At 62.9% G+C, this 16,465-nt stretch carries 17 protein-coding genes, 1 pseudogene and 1 riboswitch; of the genes and pseudogenes, 7 read left to right on the top strand and 11 right to left on the bottom strand.

Annotated features, from left to right (window positions below; genetic code table 11):
• Positions 1 to 2: 2 nt before the first annotated feature.
• Positions 3 to 929 carry a histone deacetylase family protein gene (locus NKJ00_RS02935; protein ID WP_127290880.1) on the bottom strand — a complete coding sequence of 309 codons (927 nt, stop codon included), beginning with the start codon at positions 927 to 929 and terminating at the stop codon, positions 3 to 5.
• 121 nt (positions 930 to 1,050) lie between these two features.
• A riboswitch (cobalamin riboswitch) is annotated at positions 1,051 to 1,230 on the top strand.
• Between the two features lie 15 nt (positions 1,231 to 1,245).
• Here NKJ00_RS02935 and bluB point away from each other — a divergent pair.
• Positions 1,246 to 1,959 (top strand): annotated as a pseudogene (gene bluB / locus NKJ00_RS02930) (5,6-dimethylbenzimidazole synthase); the annotation flags it as partial.
• A gap of 122 nt (positions 1,960 to 2,081) precedes the next feature.
• Here the strand turns inward: bluB and NKJ00_RS02925 are convergent.
• Both NKJ00_RS02925 and NKJ00_RS02920 read right to left on the bottom strand, forming a co-directional pair.
• Complete coding sequence (locus tag NKJ00_RS02925) at positions 2,082 to 3,065, bottom strand: hypothetical protein (RefSeq protein WP_352628637.1); 984 nt, start codon at positions 3,063 to 3,065, stop codon at positions 2,082 to 2,084.
• 284 nt (positions 3,066 to 3,349) lie between these two features.
• On the bottom strand, positions 3,350 to 3,958 hold the full coding sequence (locus tag NKJ00_RS02920; RefSeq protein WP_352628635.1) for a TetR/AcrR family transcriptional regulator: 609 nt from the start codon (positions 3,956 to 3,958) through the stop codon (positions 3,350 to 3,352).
• A gap of 121 nt (positions 3,959 to 4,079) precedes the next feature.
• On the opposite strand from NKJ00_RS02920, the gene NKJ00_RS02915 reads away from it, so the two are divergent.
• Positions 4,080 to 5,303 carry an MFS transporter gene (locus NKJ00_RS02915; RefSeq protein WP_023808629.1) on the top strand — a complete coding sequence of 408 codons (1,224 nt, stop codon included), beginning with the start codon at positions 4,080 to 4,082 and terminating at the stop codon, positions 5,301 to 5,303.
• 37 nt (positions 5,304 to 5,340) lie between these two features.
• On the opposite strand, the gene ribB is transcribed toward NKJ00_RS02915, so the two are convergent.
• Together ribB and aroC are read right to left on the bottom strand one after the other, a co-directional pair.
• Entirely contained in the window at positions 5,341 to 6,441 is a 1,101-nt protein-coding gene (gene ribB / locus NKJ00_RS02910; protein ID WP_023808630.1) for a 3,4-dihydroxy-2-butanone-4-phosphate synthase, read from the bottom strand.
• Between the two features lie 119 nt (positions 6,442 to 6,560).
• Positions 6,561 to 7,670 (bottom strand): chorismate synthase, encoded by a 1,110-nt coding sequence (gene aroC, locus NKJ00_RS02905; RefSeq protein WP_352628632.1) that lies wholly within the window; start codon positions 7,668 to 7,670, stop codon positions 6,561 to 6,563.
• 183 nt (positions 7,671 to 7,853) lie between these two features.
• On the opposite strand from aroC, the gene NKJ00_RS02900 reads away from it, so the two are divergent.
• On the top strand, positions 7,854 to 8,114 hold the full coding sequence (locus NKJ00_RS02900) for a DUF1344 domain-containing protein (protein ID WP_352628630.1): 261 nt from the start codon (positions 7,854 to 7,856) through the stop codon (positions 8,112 to 8,114).
• 66 nt (positions 8,115 to 8,180) lie between these two features.
• On the opposite strand, the gene NKJ00_RS02895 is transcribed toward NKJ00_RS02900, so the two are convergent.
• The 4 genes from NKJ00_RS02895 to NKJ00_RS02880 all read right to left on the bottom strand — a co-directional run bounded on the left by NKJ00_RS02895 (position 8,181) and on the right by NKJ00_RS02880 (position 11,263).
• Positions 8,181 to 8,768 (bottom strand): histidine phosphatase family protein, encoded by a 588-nt coding sequence (locus NKJ00_RS02895; protein WP_352628628.1) that lies wholly within the window; start codon positions 8,766 to 8,768, stop codon positions 8,181 to 8,183.
• A 46-nt stretch (positions 8,769 to 8,814) separates the two neighbouring features.
• Positions 8,815 to 9,633 carry an enoyl-ACP reductase FabI gene (fabI, locus tag NKJ00_RS02890; protein WP_023808634.1) on the bottom strand — a complete coding sequence of 273 codons (819 nt, stop codon included), beginning with the start codon at positions 9,631 to 9,633 and terminating at the stop codon, positions 8,815 to 8,817.
• 106 nt (positions 9,634 to 9,739) lie between these two features.
• Positions 9,740 to 10,669 carry a DnaJ C-terminal domain-containing protein gene (locus NKJ00_RS02885; RefSeq protein WP_352628626.1) on the bottom strand — a complete coding sequence of 310 codons (930 nt, stop codon included), beginning with the start codon at positions 10,667 to 10,669 and terminating at the stop codon, positions 9,740 to 9,742.
• A gap of 132 nt (positions 10,670 to 10,801) precedes the next feature.
• Positions 10,802 to 11,263, bottom strand: a complete 462-nt coding sequence (locus NKJ00_RS02880) for an RT0821/Lpp0805 family surface protein (protein ID WP_352628624.1) — start codon at positions 11,261 to 11,263, stop codon at positions 10,802 to 10,804.
• A 77-nt stretch (positions 11,264 to 11,340) separates the two neighbouring features.
• On the opposite strand from NKJ00_RS02880, the gene pdxH reads away from it, so the two are divergent.
• Positions 11,341 to 11,958 carry a pyridoxamine 5'-phosphate oxidase gene (pdxH, locus tag NKJ00_RS02875; protein ID WP_352439989.1) on the top strand — a complete coding sequence of 206 codons (618 nt, stop codon included), beginning with the start codon at positions 11,341 to 11,343 and terminating at the stop codon, positions 11,956 to 11,958.
• Between the two features lie 9 nt (positions 11,959 to 11,967).
• Here pdxH and NKJ00_RS02870 read toward each other — a convergent pair whose 3' ends face one another.
• Complete coding sequence (locus NKJ00_RS02870; protein WP_023808638.1) at positions 11,968 to 12,720, bottom strand: crotonase/enoyl-CoA hydratase family protein; 753 nt, start codon at positions 12,718 to 12,720, stop codon at positions 11,968 to 11,970.
• Between the two features lie 20 nt (positions 12,721 to 12,740).
• Complete coding sequence (locus tag NKJ00_RS02865) at positions 12,741 to 14,510, bottom strand: acyl-CoA dehydrogenase family protein (protein WP_352628621.1); 1,770 nt, start codon at positions 14,508 to 14,510, stop codon at positions 12,741 to 12,743.
• A 214-nt stretch (positions 14,511 to 14,724) separates the two neighbouring features.
• Between NKJ00_RS02865 and NKJ00_RS02860 the strand changes: the two genes are divergently transcribed.
• The 3 genes from NKJ00_RS02860 to NKJ00_RS02850 all read left to right on the top strand — a co-directional run bounded on the left by NKJ00_RS02860 (position 14,725) and on the right by NKJ00_RS02850 (position 16,457).
• Positions 14,725 to 14,943: a hypothetical protein gene (locus tag NKJ00_RS02860; protein ID WP_352628762.1), complete on the top strand. Its 219-nt coding sequence runs from the start codon at positions 14,725 to 14,727 to the stop codon at positions 14,941 to 14,943.
• Between the two features lie 41 nt (positions 14,944 to 14,984).
• A complete protein-coding gene (locus NKJ00_RS02855) occupies positions 14,985 to 15,176 on the top strand; it encodes a type II toxin -antitoxin system TacA 1-like antitoxin (protein ID WP_352628619.1) in 192 nt (63 codons plus the stop codon).
• 171 nt (positions 15,177 to 15,347) lie between these two features.
• A complete protein-coding gene (locus tag NKJ00_RS02850; protein WP_352628760.1) occupies positions 15,348 to 16,457 on the top strand; it encodes a glycoside hydrolase family 25 protein in 1,110 nt (369 codons plus the stop codon).
• The last annotated feature ends 8 nt before the right edge of the window (positions 16,458 to 16,465 follow it).

Genomic DNA, 16,465 nt, shown 5'->3' with positions numbered 1-16,465 from the left:
ATTCATCCTTTCATCAGTCGCCCGACATGGGCGGCGACCGAAAATGCCAATCCCTGCAGATCGTAGCCGCCCTCGAGCAGGCTGACGAGCCGGTTGCCGCTGTGGCGTGCCGCGCGCTGCATCAGCTGGCCGGTCGCCCAGTCGAAATCATCCTCGGTCAGATTGATCTCGGCCAGCGGATCGCGGTGGTGCGCGTCGAACCCCGCCGAAATGATGATCAGGTCGGGCGCGAAATTGTCGAGCGCGGGCAGGACGCGCGACAGGAAGGCATCGCGAAACACTTCGCTGCCGGTCTGCGGCGCCAGCGGTGCGTTGACGATGTTGCCGGCGCCCGTTTCGGTCTTCGCTCCGGTGCCGGGATAAAGCGGCATCTGGTGTGTCGAGCAATAGAGCACCGACGGATCGTCCCAGAAAATATCCTGCGTGCCATTGCCGTGATGCACGTCCCAGTCGACGACGGCAACGCGCTCGACACCGTGTTTCTTCTGCGCATAACGCGCCGCGATCGCCGCCGTGTTGAACAGGCAAAAGCCCATCGCCGTGGTCTTTTCGGCATGATGGCCGGGCGGCCGGGCGGCGACGAAGACGTTGTCGGCGCGGCCCGAAAAGACATCATCGACGGCGGCGTTGGCGGCGCCGATCGCGGTGATCGCCGCTTGCCAGCTCTTCGGGCTGGCAGTGGTGTCGGCATCGATGCGGGCAATCCCCTCGTCGGGGATGGCGGCGCGCACGCGGGCGACGAAATCGGCGGGATGCGCGTAGAGGATGGTGGCCTCGTCGCCTTCCGGCGCCTGAATACGATCGAGCCCGGCAAAGGCTTCGTCGTCGAGCACGCGCTCGATGGCGCGTAAGCGGTCGGGCCGCTCGGGATGTCCGGGCGGCGTGAGATGCTCGAGGAAGATCGGATGGGTGTAGAGACGGGTGGTCATCGTCCTAATCTAGTGACCCGGATCGACAAAGGCCATGCACGGGCGGCCGATGACTGGGGAAAATCGCGACTGCGTCCATTCGCGTCGCCGCAGGCATTGGCCCCGCGGGCGCTTCGGCGTAAGGTCCCTGGTACTGCCTGGTGCCCGCCGCAAGCGGGAGAATCGGGAACACGGTTGAATTCCGTGGCGTGCCCAACGCTGTGAGGGGGACCGCGCCGGTAAATGCCACTGTCGATGACGGGAAGGCACCGGACGCGGGTTGATCCCGAGCCAGAAGACCGGCCTGGCAGGCATTGTCATCCGCGTGGTCAGGCGGATGGCATCAGAGCGACGTGCGTCTACTTGGACGCACAAAGTACGCTCTGTCAGTTTTGAATCTGCAATCGCAAGGGGACAAGCGATGCCGGAACACATGACCGCTGCCATTGACGATGGATTTGACCAGAATGCGCGCGATGCGGTCTACCGCGCCATGTTCACGCGGCGTGACGTGCGCAGCCATTTCCTGCCCACCGCGATCGATGACGACGTGCTGGCACGGCTGCTGCTTGCCGCCCATCACGCGCCATCGGTCGGCTTCATGCAGCCATGGAATTTCATTGTCATTCGCGATGTCAAACGACGGGCGGAGGTGCGCGACCTGTTCCTGGCCGCGCGAGAACAGGAACTGCCGGCGATCGAGGCGGAAAAACAGGCGCTGTACCGCAAGCTCAAGCTGGAAGGCATCTGCGAGAGCGCGCTCAACATCTGCATCACCTGCGACCGGCAGCGCTCGAAGGGTTCGCCGCTGGGACGCTGGCACAATCCGGAGATGGATCTCTACAGCACCGTCTGCGCGGTGCAGAATTTCTGGCTGGCCGCGCGTGCCGAGGGCGTTGGCGTCGGCTGGGTGAGCATCATCGAGGCTGAGGCGCTGAAGCGGCTGTTGGCCATTCCGGATCACGTAACGCCGGTCGCCTATCTCTGCGTCGGCCGTGTTTCCGAGTTCGCTCCCAAACCGGACCTTGAAACGCATGGCTGGGGACGGCGGCTGCCGCTGCCGGAGCTGATCATGAGCGAGACCTTTTCCGGGCAAGGCGAGACACAGCTCAAATCCACCGTGGCGCGCCTCAACACCGTTCCTGCCTCACCAGACACCATCCGCCCAGCCGATCAGGGTGTGGCGCCGGCCGTAGCCCAGCGCGAACCGCCGAAGGAGGCCAGCGCCTTGTCCTTGAGCTCCCTGAACTTCGACGATGCCTCGGCCAGCCGGGCGTCCCAGGCCGGATCGGGCACCTGGCCCGCGATGGTCTTGAAATAGACCTGCATCAGGCAGGCGATGGCGAAAGGCTCGATGAACGCCGCCTTGAATGCCCAGGCGAAGACGATGGCGAGCACAAAAGCCCAGCCGGCGAGCTGGCCAGGCATCAGGAACAGAATCGCACCGGCAGGTGCCAGCATCATCAGAAAGATGATGAACGACATGCCCCACATGATGACCGCCAGCCAGACGGCGTTCTTGACCATGACCTTGCCGTTCTGAGCATAGAGCACTACGCCTTGGCGCGCCGTCTCGAAGGGCGAGGCTGAATTGATGCGGATGTTGTAGCCGAGGATGATCTCGTCGACATAGGTCAGCGACAGGCGGATCACCGTGTTGATGAAGGAGACCAGGCCGCTCAGGCCTGGTATCGGCAGGAAGGCGGCGATACCGCCGAGCAGGCCGGTGATGGCACGGATGGCACCCTTGACGAGTCGGTCGACGACGAAAAGGATGTTGGCTTCGGCAAAACGCTGGGTGACGACATCCCTGGCGTAGGCGATCTGGTCCTGACCGCCGGGAATGTCGCGGCCGTCGATCAGATGAACCATGACGGCGATGTGGCCGGCCTTGACGACATAGAGGATGTATTCGCGGATCCAGTAGACGGCGATCGAGACGACGCCGAAACCGACCACGCCGCCCCACAGGGCAAACGACAGCGGCCCGTCGGGATCGGTGGAGATATGGCCAACGCCATAGCCGACGGAGGCGCCGGTGCCGGTTGCCATAATATAGGCCAGCGTGATGCCGAAATAGACGATCATGCGAAAGACGATGAACGGCCAGGTCCGCATCATGATGGACACCGACCGGCCGATCTCGAAATCCCACATGTGTCCCGAATCTCCGCCTCAGAGATGGTGGAAGAGGATGGACTCAACCCGGCGATTGTCAATTGCGGCCCTGACGCCGAAGGGCGACGAATTCGGGGTAACGGGTTGGTTCGGAGCCCGCCAGCGCGTTGGCTGACGGAGCATCAAACGAAAAACCCGCCTGTGCGGCCGGTCACTGGCGCAAATCAGCACCATGGACGAATATATACCTTAGCTGAGGGCATGGTGTCAAGAAAAAATTCCTATCGTGAACAGCTGCCGGCACGAAAGCTCCGGTGAGAACTTCAATTCGACTGCGGATCCGGCTTCTTCAGCAGGCCTTCAAGCAGTTGCTTGAACGCCGTCACCACCTTCTTCGACGTCGTTTCGGGGTCATTCGAATTGGCGATCCGTTGCGCTGCCTGGCTGCTCGCTCCGATGATCAGTCGCGAGGCGGTCTCGGGGTCGAGGCTGGAGACAACGACCCCCTCCTCCTGCAGCGCGGTCAGATGGTCGGTCATTGAAGCGATGCACGCACTGGCATTCGGCCATTGCGCTGGATCCCCCAGCACGGCCGGGCCATCGCGGAACATGATGCGCTGGATTTCCGGCTCCAGCGCCATCTCGATATAGGTCGAGCACTCGTCGACGAAATGTTGCCAGCGGGTCGGTGCTCTCGACGCGACCTCATTGATGCGCGCCGCCATCTCGCCGTCAATCTGGGCTATGACCGCCTGCAACAGCCCCTTCTTGTCGCCGAAATGATGATAGAGCGCACCGCGCGTCAGCCCGGCCGAAGCGGTGAAATCATCCATCGAGGCTTCCGCATAGCCTGTTGTGCCGAAGGCATGACGGGCCGCCGCAATAAGCTTTGCGCGCGTCTCGGCGATCATCTCCTTGCGGGGTTTGTGCATGTGTCCTGGACCTATTCACATACGCTTCGTATGCTAATTGACATACGCGGCGTATGCTCTATCTAATAATCATACGCTCCGTATGTAATTGTCCAATCGTCCTTTGTCGAGGAACCAACCGATGCAAAATCCCTATGCGGAAATCTTTCGTGCCCCCGGCGCCAAGGGCTTTGCCGCCGCCGGCTTCCTAGCGCGCCTGCCGATCGCCATGGCGCCCATCGGCATCGTGGCGATGCTGTCGCAGGCGCGCGGCGAATACTGGCTGGCTGGAGCCGTCTCGGCGACATACGCGCTGGCCAACGCCTTCGTCGCGCCGCAAATATCGAGACTGGTGGACCGCCTGGGCCAGACACGAATCGTCGTGCCCACCACTATCATCGCGGTGCTGGCTTTCGCCGTCCTCATAGCGGCGGCCAACCAGGACTGGCCGGTGTGGACGCTGTTCGTGTCGGCACTCCTGGCCGCCGCCATGCCAAGCATACCTGCGATGGTGCGGGCGCGCTGGACAGAGATTTTCCGAGGACGACCGCAGATGAACACCGCATTCGCCTTCGAGTCCGTGGCCGATGAACTGGTCTATATCGCCGGGGCATCGTTATCGGTCGGCCTGAGTGCCGCCCTATTCCCGGAAGCCGGCGTTCTGGTGAGCACATTATTTCTCGCATTCGGATCAGCGGCCTTCATCCTGCAACGCTCGACCGAGCCCCAGGTGCGGCCGGTCGACCATAACTCAAGCGGCTCGGCGATCCGCCTGCGGCCGGTTCAGATCATCACGCTTGCCCTGATCTTCGTCGGCGCAACCTTCGCGACGACGGAAGTGACCACCGTGGCGATCACCAAGGAGCTTGGCCAACCCGGCGCCGCCAGCCTTGTCATCGGCGTTTATGCGCTGGGATCGTTCGTGCTCGGCATCATCGTCGGCGCGCTCAGCCTGAAGGCGCCGCTGCAACGCCAGCTCGCCATCGCAGTCGCCCTCGTCGCGCTCGGCACGCTGTTGCCGCTCGCCGCCGACACCGTGCCGCTGCTGGCGCTGACCGTGTTCATCAGCGGTGTGGCGATCTCGCCGACCTTCATCACGGCCTTCGGCCTGATCGAGCGGCATGTGCCGGAAGCGATGCTGACCGAAGGCATCACCTGGGTCATGACCGGCATCGGCATCGGCATGGCGCTGGGCTCGTTCGCGGCCGGCGCGGTGGTGGATGCGTTCGGTGCACCGAACGGGTTCTGGGTGTCGGTGGCTTCAGGCACGATCGCGCTGGCCACGGTGCTGCTTGGCCAACGCAGCCTTGCCACGACTGAGTGCGAGATGGACGGATGTGAAGCGGCCGCGATTGCCGCGGAATAATCAGATAGCGCCCGGTTTCGAGCCGGGCGCTAGCTGCCTAGAGGATCTCGGTCTTGGCGATGTGGATGCCAAAACCTTCGAGGCCGACATAGTGGCGTTCGCGCGAGGCGATCAGGTTGATCGAGGAGATGCCGAGATCCTTGAGGATCTGCGCGCCGAGCCCGATCTCGCGCCACTCGTTTTCGCGGCGGCGAGCCTCTTCGTGATCCTCGCGGTCGCCGCTGGCCGGCCGTTTGCGTTCCTGATGCGCAACGCCGACGGAGCCTTCTCTGAGATAGACGATGACGCCGCGCCTGCGCTCACCCATCGCCTTCATGATGGCGTCGAGCCGGTGGCTGGTGCCGAAGACATCGGTCACCACATCCTCGGAATGCAGACGCACCGGGACCTCCTCGCCGTCGCGGATGTCGCCGAAGACTATCGCGACGTGATGCATGGAGTCCCACGGCAGCGTGTAGGTGAAGACCTGTGCCTTGCCGCCGAGCGTGTCGATTTCCGAGCACGCGACGCGTTCGACCAGAGTTTCCTTGCGCTGCCGGTAGGCAATGAGGTCGGCGACCGAAACCTGCTTCAGCCCATGCTCCTGGGCGAAGGCCTGCACCTGCGGGCCGCGCTTGACGGTGCCGTCATCATTGACCAGCTCGGAAATGACGCCGACCGGCGGCAGGCCGGCGAGCTTGCACAGATCGACCGCTGCTTCGGTATGACCGGAGCGCATCAGCACGCCGCCTTCGCGCGCAATCAAAGGGAAGATGTGGCCGGGCCGGACGAAATCCGAGCCGCCGACATTGCCGTTGGCAAGATTGCGAACGGTCAAAGTGCGATCTTCGGCCGAGATGCCCGTGGTGGTGCCATGCTTGAAATCGACGCTGACGGTGAAAGCCGTGGTGTGGGCGGAATCGTTGTCGGCGACCATCGGCGCAAGGTTAAGCCGCTTGGCTTCTTCGCGCGGCATCGGCGTGCAGACGATGCCGGACGTGTGGCGAACGATGAACGCCATTTTTTCGGGCGTGCAGTGGACGGCGGCGACGATCAGGTCGCCCTCGTTCTCGCGCCCGTCATCATCCATGACGACGACGATCTCGCCGCGTTCGAAAGCACGCAGGGCTTCGACGATTTTTTTCTGGTCGTAAGGCATGGGTACTCGCTTCGCTCGCAGGGGAATAAGGGAGTAGGGCAGTACGGGAGTAGGGAAAAGCAAAAAGATTTGGCCGGCCGGACTAAGAGCGCAATATATTCCCCTATTCCTCTATTCCCCTATTCCCCTATTCCCCTCCCCGTCTGTCCCCGATGCCGCAGATAGTGGTCGGCGATCGCACAGGCAACCATTGCTTCGCCGATCGGCACGGCGCGGATGCCGACGCATGGATCGTGGCGGCCCTTGGTCATGATCTCGACGTCCTTGCCGTCCTTGTCGATCGACTTTCGCGGAGTCAGGATCGACGAGGTCGGCTTGACGGCGAAACGGGCGACGATCGCCTGGCCGGTCGAGATGCCGCCGAGGATGCCGCCGGCATTGTTGGACAGGAACACCGGCTTGCCGTCATTGCCGATGCGCATCTCGTCGGCATTCTGCTCGCCGGTGATGCGGGCGGCTTCGAAGCCGTTGCCGATCTCGACGCCTTTGACGGCGTTGATCGACATCAGGCCGGAGGCGATGTCCTGGTCGAGCTTGGCATAGATCGGCGCGCCGAGGCCTGGCGGAACGCCGTCGGCGACGATTTCGATCACCGCACCGACCGAGGAGCCCGCCTTGCGGACGCCGTCGAGATATCTGGTGAAGACGGGAACGGAAGCCGGATCGGGGGTGAAGAACGGATTTTCGGCATCGCCGATGAAATTCCAGTTCCAGTTGGCGCGATCGATGGATTTTTCGCCCATCGACACCAGCGCGCCGCGCACCACCACGCCGGGCACCACCTTGCGCGCCAAGGCACCGGCTGCCACCCTGGCTGCCGTCTCGCGGGCCGAGGAGCGGCCGCCACCACGATAATCGCGCACGCCGTATTTGACGTCATAGGTGTAATCGGCATGGCCCGGCCGGTATTGGCGGGCGATCTCGCCATAATCCTTTGAACGCTGGTCGACATTCTCGATCAGCATCGACACCGGCGTGCCGGTGGTGATCATCGTTTCGCCGTCCTCGTCGAAGATGAAGCCGGACAGCACCTTCACTTCATCTGGTTCGCGACGCTGCGTCACGAAACGTGATTGCCCCGGCCGGCGCTTGTCGAGTTCGACCTGGATATCGTCGCGCGTAAAGCGGATGCCAGGCGGACAGCCGTCGACCACGCAGCCGAGGGCGGCGCCATGGCTTTCCCCCCAGGTGGTGACGCGGAAAAGGTGGCCGAACGTGTTGTGAGACATGGAAAGTGCCCTGCCCGGCAGCGGAGCCGGCTGAAGCCTGCCTTCTATTGGCGTTTTTCGTAGTGGTCAAACTGTCATCCCAGCCGTTTAAGTTTTGACACATTCGGCTGGTTTCTGCTTTCTTCGATCCGCCGTTGAGTATCCGCCGCCGCCATGCCGGTGCAATGATAAAGAGGAACGATTATGCGTACCCTGATTGGCGCCGTTGCCGCCACGCTGCTGCTTTCCACCGCCGCTTTCGCCGGCCAGACAGAAGGCCTGATCAAGAAGGTCGACAAGGACGCGCTGACGCTGACTCTGGATGACGGCAAGTCCTACAAGCTGAACGCAGAGACCGATCTCGACGCGCTGAAGCCGGGCATGGACATCGTCATTGCCTACGATGTGACCAATGGCGAAAACGTCATCACCGACATGGAACTGCCGGACAGCTCTGCCAACTAGAGCTTCCAACCTCAATTGAATGCAGTGTTTGCGGTTCAGCTTTCGCCGAGCCGCGTGCGAACTGGCCTAAAGCCACTCCAGACTCTTGCCTTCGAGCTTGAGCAGGCGATCCTGCGGTATTTCCAGGTTCGCTGCCTCGTCCTCGGCCAGCCCCAGAACGAAGCGAAACAAGGTGCGCATGACGCCGCCATGGGTCACGCATATCGTCTGGCGTTCGATTGCGTCGAAGCATGGCCTTACCCGTTCGAGCAGCATCTGATAGCTCTCAGCGCCTTCGCCGGGCGGCTGAAAGTTCCATTTGTCCAGAGCCCGCGTCCTGCTTGCGCCGGGATACCGTGTCTCGAGCTCGGGAAAGGTAAATCCCTGCCAATCGCCGAAATTGACTTCAACGAGGCGCGGGTCGGTTCGATAGGCACCCGGATCGAGCTTCATCGCAGCGCGAATACGCTTCATCGTTTCGCGCGTCCGCTTCATCGGACTGGCGAGGAAATCGAATTCCCAGGGATTTGGGACCAACGCGGCTAGCCGAAGCCCGTTTCCGGTCGCCTGCTCGCGGCCAAGAGCGTTGAGATCGGTGTCGGCCTGCCCCTGAAGCCGCATTTCGGCGTTCCACGCGGTCTGGCCGTGGCGCGCGATGTAAACCAGCGGGTACATCAGGTCTTCCGGTGCGGGATCGGGACGGACGACGGTTGGCGGGGTGTTAGTCCTTGACCGTCGAAATATCAGGCGCGTCGACGGCCTTCATGCCGACGACGTGGTAGCCCGAATCGACGTGGTGCACTTCACCGGTGACGCCGCGCGACAGGTCGGACAGGAAATAGACGCCGGAATCGCCGACTTCCTCCTGTGTCACCGTCTGCTTCAGGGGCGAATTGTACTCGTTCCACTTCAGGATGTAGCGGAAATCGCCGATGCCGGAAGCGGCAAGCGTCTTGATCGGGCCGGCCGAAATGGCGTTGACGCGGATCTTCTTGGCGCCGAGGTCGACCGCCAAATAGCGCACGCTGGCCTCGAGCGCCGCCTTGGCGACACCCATGACGTTGTAGTGCGGCATGACCTTTTCGGCACCGTAGTAGGTCAAGGTCAACAGCGAGCCGCCATTGGTCATCAGCGCCTCGGCGCGCTTGGCAATGGTGGTGAAGGAATAGACCGAAATGTCCATGGTGCGCAGGAAATTGTCGCGCGTCGTCTCGACATAACGGCCGGTCAGCTCATCCTTGTCGGAGAAGGCAATGGCGTGGACGAGGAAATCAAGCTTGCCCCAATGTTTGGCGACATTGGCGAAAACCTCGTCCAGGCTCGCCGGATCGGTGACGTCGCAATGGCCGGCGACAAAGGCGCCCAGTTCCGCCGCCAGCGGCTCGACGCGCTTCTTGAACGCCTCACCCTGATAGGTCAGCGCGATCTCGGCGCCATGGTCGACGCACGACTTGGCGATGCCATAGGCGATCGACCTGTTGTTGGCGACGCCAAGAATGAGGCCGCGCTTGCCGGCCATTAGGCCCTGTCCACCCGCCATGTGAGCGCTCTCCGCAAGATTTCAGCTTTGTGGGTTGCCCTATCGCACAGGCACAGAGCCCCTTCAAGCGCTCAAACCGGACAGTTCAGGGGACAAAAGCCGCCGATCAGCCTTTTTGGCTGCGCAACAGCGCTTCGAGCGCGCTGTCGCCGCCTTCCGGCAGCATGATGCGCACGTGAGCGTAGAGATCGCCGTGACCGCCGGCCTTTTCCGGCAGGCCCCTGCCCTTCAGCCGCAGGACCTTGTCGGAGCTCGACCAGGCAGGAATGTTGACCGCAAGCCTGCCGGTCGGCGTCTCGACCGGCACCTTGGCGCCGAGCACCGCATCCGCCAGCGCCACCGGCAGATCGGCGTGCAGGTCGCGGCCCTCGATGCGGTAGCGTGGATGGCGGCGCAGATGGATCTTGACCAGCGCGTCGCCTGGCTGGCCCGGCCCCTGCTCGCCTTGGCCTTTGAGGCGGATGGTCTGGCCATCCTCGACATAGGCCGGCAGCTTGACCGCCACTTTGCGGCCGTCGGGGAACATCGCCGTCACCTTTTCGGCGGTCGCCGCTTCCTCGATGGTGACGTCGAGCGTGACGTTCAGATCGGCTGCTGTCGCCTGCTGGCGGCGATCGCCCGTGCCGGGACCGCGCGCGCCCGAAAAAGTGTCGCCAAAAATCTGGCTGAAGATGTCGCTGTTGCCGTCGAACGGATCGCCACCCGGTCGGCCGGAGCGGAATTCGAACCGCGAACCGCCCGGACCCTGTTGCCGGCGAAAGCCGCCAAAGGAATCGCCGCCACCGGCAGCGCCCTCAAAGCCTTGGAATCGCGGCTTGCCGTCGGCGTCGATTTCGCCGCGATCGAAAGCGGCGCGATTCTTTTCGTCGCCGACGATCTCATAGGCCTGGTTGGCCGCGGCAAAACGGTCCTTCGCCTTGGGATCATTCGGGTTCTGATCCGGATGATGCTTCTTGGCGAGTTTCCGGTACGCCGATTTTATATCCTTGGCCGATGCGTTCTTGGCAACGCCCAGCACCTCATAGGGGTCGCGCATGCTTACTGCCCTGGAGAAGAGTTGAGTCTCTAGCTGCCCCCTATATGCGCTCGCATAGGAAGAAATTCCAGTGCTGGAGCCGCATATCAGACGCGGAAATCAGAGCCGGTCCGATCGACTTGCGGATCAGGCTCAGAGTGCCTTGAAGTCCTGCATGCGCCAGCCGCCGGCGCTGGCCAGGCACAGTTCGCCTTCGAACATGGCAACGCCGTCAAAGCTTTCGCGCGAGGCCTTGAAGCGGCGGCAGGTCTGGCCGTTGTCCTTCAATTCCGCCAGATCGGTGATGGTACCGCGCGAGCCGGTGCCGGCATTGGCCCATGGGACGGCCTGCCCGCCGAGCTGCTCAATGTCGGCCGAGGAGACTGCATTGCCGATCGTCGTCTGGTCGGAGTCGCGATCCGAATTGGCCGGCGCGGCCGAGGCCGACGTGCTGCTGGTCAGAATCGAGCGGTCGACTTCGGCTTTTTCCAGGCTGAAGCCGCCGGCGCCACACGCGGCAAGCGGCAAGGCGACCGCCACGATCGCGGCTTTCGCGCTGGCCGAAGCGATAACGCTCCATTGCCTGCTGTCAAAAGCTTGCGCGATACGCGACAATCGGCAGCCTCCCCCTTGCTTCGTTAAGAATCTTGGTTTTGTAAGAATCTTGGCTTCGTGACAATTTGAGAAAAATTATGAGTGACACTGAGTTAACAAGCGGTGACTTTACCGAGGCTGCCGAGCCGTTTCGCCTCTTTGCCGCATGGCTGGACGACGCAACGAAAAGCGAGCCGAACGACCCCAACGGCGTGGCTCTGGCGACCGTCGATGCCGACGGCATGCCGGATGTGCGTATGGTGTTGCTCAAGGGATTCGATGAAGGCGGGTTTGTCTTCTACACGAATTTCGAGAGCGCCAAGGGCCAGGAGATTCTTGGCAGCATGAAGGCGGCGATGTGTTTCCATTGGAAGTCGCTGCGCCGCCAGGTGCGCATTCGCGGACCGGTGGAGATCGTCAGCGACGCCGAAGCCGACGCCTATTACGCGACGCGGCCACGCGGCAGCCGCATCGGCGCCTGGGCCTCGAAACAGTCGCGACCACTGGAAAGCCGCTTTGCGCTGGAAAAGGCGGTGGCAGAATACACGGCACGCTATCCGATCGGCGAGATCCCCCGGCCAAAGCACTGGTCCGGCTTCCGAATCGTGCCGAGCACCATCGAGTTCTGGCACGACAGGCCGTTCCGCCTGCACGACCGGCTCGTCTTCAGCCGCGACGCGAAAGGCGCCTGGGATAAGACGAGGCTTTATCCCTGAAGGAGAGGCTCAGGCCTTCTTTCTGGTCATGAACGCGGTGAGCGCGGCGCGCGCCTCATCGGACTTCAGCCGCTCGCGAAAATGCTCGCTTTCCTCGCCGATGCGGGCGACGAGGTCGTCTCGCGAGCCACGCATCAGGTCGCGCGCGATCTTCAGCGCCTGCGGCGGCTTGGCCGCGATCTGCCCGGCCGCCGCCAGCACCGAGGCCTCCAGCGCTGCTTCCTCGACCACCTCGTAGATCAGGCCGGCGGCCTTCGCCCGTTCAGCCGAAAAGCCTTCGCCGAGGCCGAGCAGCGCGAAGGCACCCTGCTGCCCGAGGATGCGCGGTGCCAGCAGGCTCGATCCCGCCTCAGGCACCAGGCCAAGGTCGACGAAAGGCGTCCTGAACACGGTGCGTGGCGTGGCGAAGGTCAGGTCGCAATGCAAATTGAGCGTGGTTCCGATGCCGACCGCGATGCCGTCGACGCCGGAGACCATGGGTTTTTCGACCTTGGCCAGGGCCATCAGGAAATCCCAGACTTCGGTGCCGCCGTCGCCGCCGGTGGCGACGACCATGAAGTCGGCAAGGTCGTTGCCGGAGGAGAAAGCGCCGGGCACGCCGAGAAAGACGTGGGCGCGGATCGCCGGGTCGGCGTCGCCTTCGGCCAGGGTTTTTGACATTTTCGCATACATGGCGCGCGTCAGCGCATTCTTTTTGTCCGGCCGGTTCATGCGGATAATCTGGATGGCGCCCTGGCGCTCGACGAGGATATGGTCTGTCACGGTGTTTTCCTTGTGAAACGTCAGGCGGAGACGAGCGTCTTGCCGGCAGCGGCGAGGCTTTCGGCGCCATCGATGACGCGCGCCCTCAAGGCGCTGACCTCGCCGAGCAGGTTTTCGGCAAAGAAACGGCAAAGCGCTATGCGGTTGTGATCGGCAAGAGCACCGCGCGCCAGATAGGCGCCGCCGGCGGCAAGCGAGATCAGCCTGAGATAGGGCGTGGCGCCTGCCAGCGCCTCTTCCGACCGGCCATCGGCCGTCAGTTTTTGCAGGAAGCGGGTCGCTTCGCTGAGATCGCCAAGTGCCGCGTCGAGAGCGTCGGCGGTGCGGCCGAAACCCTTCATGTTCGAGGTCCGCACCGCTGCGGCCATATCAGCCAGTTCGGCGATGTAACCATGCACATGGTCGCCACCGCCGAGCGGCAGCTTGCGCATCACCAGATCGATCGCCTGGATACCGTTGGTGCCCTCGTAGATCGGCGCGATACGGGCATCACGATAGAAGGCGGCCGCTCCCGTCTCCTCGATGAAACCCATGCCGCCATGAACCTGGAGGCCGAGTGAGGCAACTTCGACGCCGATATCGGTCGAGAACGCCTTTGCCAGCGGCGTCAGCAGATTGGCACGGTCGCGCCAGTGTGCCGCCTCGTCACCGGCGGAGACTCGGGCCATGTCGATGGCGTGGGCACAGGAATAGCTGATGGCGCGTGCGGTTTGGGTCAGCGCCTTCATGGTCAGCAGGTTACGCTGGACATCGGGGTGATGGACGATAGGCGCCATACCCGTGCCAGTGTAGCTCGCGGCCTTGCCCTGCCGGCGCTCATTGGCATAGGCGATCGCCTTCTGCGTTGCGGCTTCCGCGACCGCTACCCCCTGCATGCCGACACAAAGCCGCGCATTGTTCATCATGGTGAACATGCAGGCTAGCCCCTTGTTCTCCTCGCCGATCAGCCAGCCGACGGCGCCGGGTTCGGCACCTTCGAAGCCGTCGCCATAGATCATGGTGCAGGTCGGTGAGGCATGGATGCCGAGTTTATGCTCAAGTCCGGAACAGAAGACGTCGTTGCGCGCGCCAAGCGCGCCATCGTCGCCGACCAGGAATTTCGGCACCAGGAACAACGATATGCCGCGCGTGCCGGCCGGCGCGTCGGGCAGCCGCGCCAGCACCAGATGGATGATGTTGTCGGTGAAATCGTGCTCGCCATAGGTGATGAAGATTTTTTGGCAGAAGATGCGGTAGCTGCCGTCACCCGCCGGCTCGGCGCGGGCGCGCAAGGCGGCGAGGTCCGAACCGGCTTGCGGCTCGGTCAGGTTCATCGTGCCCATCCAGTCGCCGGAGACGAGCTTTTCGAGATATTTGGCCTTGAGGTCGTCGGAGGCGTGTTTGTCGAGCGCCTCGACCGCGCCCATGGTCAGCGTCGGGCCGATGCCGAAGGCCATGGCGGCGGAGTTCCACATTTCGAGCGCGGCCACGCCGAGCATGGTCGGCAGCGCCTGGCCGCCATATTCCGCAGGCCCGGAGAGCGCGTTCCAGCCGCCATCGATCCAGCGGCGATAGAGTTCCTTCCAGCCGGGCGGCGTGGTGACGGCGGCGCCCTTCAGCACCGCACCCTGCCGATCGCCGATCGTGTAGAGCGGTGCGACCTCTTCGGTGGCGAAACGGCCGGCCTCACCCAGAACGGCATCGACCAGATCCTCGCCGAGATCGCCGAAGGTGCCGGCATCGAGCGCCGATTTCATGCCGGCCACGTGCTTGAGCGTGAAGGCGATATCCTCGACCGGTGCCCTATACATGCCGCTCACTCCTCCTGATGCATCGGCCTGCCCAACCGTAGAGCCGGTACCGCTGCAAAACCATCCGCCCTTTGGGCGGTCTCCCATCTTCTTTTTACGTAAACGTCAAATTTTGTCACGCGATTTTGCAATCGCGGCGGCGCGTATTAAATTCAATCGACGCCGGATCAAATCAACCGGCGACAGATCAGAACCCGCCGACCGGAACCGTGCCATGCTTGCCATACCCGACGCCTATCGCTGCATCGAATGCGGCCTGCCCTATCGAGCGGAGGGGTTCTGTTACCATGGGGGCAGACTGGACCACGGTGCCGCCTACTGGTCGGATCGCGGCATATTGTGCTCGCCGCAATGTTCGCTCGCCCACCACCGCAAACGCGCCGCCGAAGGCACGCTGCGGCAAGAGCCGGCGCCGGACCCGTTTGAATTCTAGCCATTCAGCCGGCGCTGAACGCTCGACCAAAGGTGATCATAATGCCAAACGAACAGACCGGTATTGCCCACACCGAAGCAGCGCAGCCCTCCATTGACGAGGCTGCCGCCATCCGCCTTTCAATCGAGGACCAGATCGCCTTGGTGGCAGCGATTGTGAACCCGCCGGAGCCGAATGAAGCGCTACGCAAAGCCGCGAATGCTTACAAACGGCTTGTCGTTGAATCCCGGTAAATCTCACCCTGATCGTCGATCCACCAAAGGCCACCTCAGCCGTGTCTCCCGCCGAAGCAAATCCTTAACCATGGCGGTTCAGGATTTGCCTTTGATCAACGGGGATTCCCTGTTTTGAAAAGTACGGTGCGCCTTCTTCGCCGCACAGCGCTCCTCGCTCTTGCGGCGACGATGGCGCTTTCGACGGCGGCAACGGCCTCGGATTTTTCCGAGCCGTGGAAGAACGCCGACCGCGCTCTGGTCGTCGATGCCTACGAATACAATTCCATCGACTGGGCCCAACTCGCCACCGACAAGCGGGTCGTCGGCTTCATCAACAAAGCCTCCGACGGCATGCCGCCGGCCTATTTCTGCTTGGGCAACGACATCGAGGTGAAGCTTTGCAAGGCGCTGTGGAAACGTCATGCGGTGACGCGCGAACTGTTCCAGACGCGCAGGGTGGTGGCCAAGGCACTCGGCCTGAAATGGGGCGCCTATCACCTTGCCCGCCCCGGCAATCCGGTCGAGCAGGCCAACAATTTCCTCGATTTCGCCGAGCCTGCGCCGGACGATCTCATGGCTCTCGACATCGAGGGCAATGATCCCTCGCAATGGATGTCGCTTGACGACGCCGAGGAGTTCGTACGCCAGGTGCATCGCCGCATCGGCCGTTTCCCGGTGCTGTACACCAACGGCAAGACCGCCCAGTACATTGCCGACAACAGCTACCGATACCGGCTCCTGTCGCGGCTGCCGCTCTGGTATGCGCGCTACACCAACGACATCGACGTGCATTTCCCGATGGGCAACTGGCAAGGCTACGCACTTTGGCAGTTTTCGGCGCAAGCCAATTGCGGCCGTTTCCGCTGCCCTTACAGGGTTGCCGGCACGCCTAACGACATAGACGTCAATGTCGCGCCGACAGACGCCGCCACGCTGCGCGCGCAATGGCCGTTCGGTGGGCTTATCGACGTGCCGCCGGACTATCTCGCCTCGATACCGCTACCGGTCTCACGCGAGGCCGGCCTCGCCGGCAATGTCACCATCACCTATGCGTCTGTGGCCGCGCCGCCGACTTTCGAGGACATGGTTGCAGCGTTGGGCACACGCTGGTCCCGTTTCCGCGACGGCTTCCGCATGCCAGTCGTGAAGACGGTGCCGCGACGACCAGGCTTCGGCATTGTCCAATATGTCGCCTGGAAGCGGACGGAACGGCGTTCACCCGCACAACTCGACGCTGCCTTTGCCGTGTCCGATCCACTCAGCACCGCTTCCACCGAACTCGATCGCGGCCAGCGGTGAGCCAACGC

Origin of the sequence: Mesorhizobium sp. M0227, from assembly GCF_040321855.1 — a bacterium.
GTDB lineage: Bacteria > Pseudomonadota > Alphaproteobacteria > Rhizobiales > Rhizobiaceae > Mesorhizobium.
This window is presented reverse-complemented; position numbering and strand designations above follow the sequence as displayed.

Bases quoted from the DNA above. Each gene is read 5' to 3' on its own strand.
- NKJ00_RS02935 (WP_127290880.1), bottom strand. From the start codon at position 929: ATGACCACCCGTCTCTACACCCATCCGATCTTCCTCGAGCATCTCACG.
- NKJ00_RS02925 (WP_352628637.1), bottom strand. From the start codon at position 3,065: ATGTGGGATTTCGAGATCGGCCGGTCGGTGTCCATCATGATGCGGACC.
- NKJ00_RS02920 (WP_352628635.1), bottom strand. From the start codon at position 3,958: ATGCACAAACCCCGCAAGGAGATGATCGCCGAGACGCGCGCAAAGCTT.
- NKJ00_RS02915 (WP_023808629.1), top strand. From the start codon at position 4,080: ATGCAAAATCCCTATGCGGAAATCTTTCGTGCCCCCGGCGCCAAGGGC.
- ribB (WP_023808630.1), bottom strand. From the start codon at position 6,441: ATGCCTTACGACCAGAAAAAAATCGTCGAAGCCCTGCGTGCTTTCGAA.
- aroC (WP_352628632.1), bottom strand. From the start codon at position 7,670: ATGTCTCACAACACGTTCGGCCACCTTTTCCGCGTCACCACCTGGGGG.
- NKJ00_RS02900 (WP_352628630.1), top strand. From the start codon at position 7,854: ATGCGTACCCTGATTGGCGCCGTTGCCGCCACGCTGCTGCTTTCCACC.
- NKJ00_RS02895 (WP_352628628.1), bottom strand. From the start codon at position 8,768: ATGTACCCGCTGGTTTACATCGCGCGCCACGGCCAGACCGCGTGGAAC.
- fabI (WP_023808634.1), bottom strand. From the start codon at position 9,633: ATGGCGGGTGGACAGGGCCTAATGGCCGGCAAGCGCGGCCTCATTCTT.
- NKJ00_RS02885 (WP_352628626.1), bottom strand. From the start codon at position 10,669: ATGCGCGACCCCTATGAGGTGCTGGGCGTTGCCAAGAACGCATCGGCC.
- pdxH (WP_352439989.1), top strand. From the start codon at position 11,341: ATGAGTGACACTGAGTTAACAAGCGGTGACTTTACCGAGGCTGCCGAG.
- NKJ00_RS02865 (WP_352628621.1), bottom strand. From the start codon at position 14,510: ATGTATAGGGCACCGGTCGAGGATATCGCCTTCACGCTCAAGCACGTG.
- NKJ00_RS02860 (WP_352628762.1), top strand. From the start codon at position 14,725: ATGCTTGCCATACCCGACGCCTATCGCTGCATCGAATGCGGCCTGCCC.
- NKJ00_RS02855 (WP_352628619.1), top strand. From the start codon at position 14,985: ATGCCAAACGAACAGACCGGTATTGCCCACACCGAAGCAGCGCAGCCC.
- NKJ00_RS02850 (WP_352628760.1), top strand. From the start codon at position 15,348: ATGGCGCTTTCGACGGCGGCAACGGCCTCGGATTTTTCCGAGCCGTGG.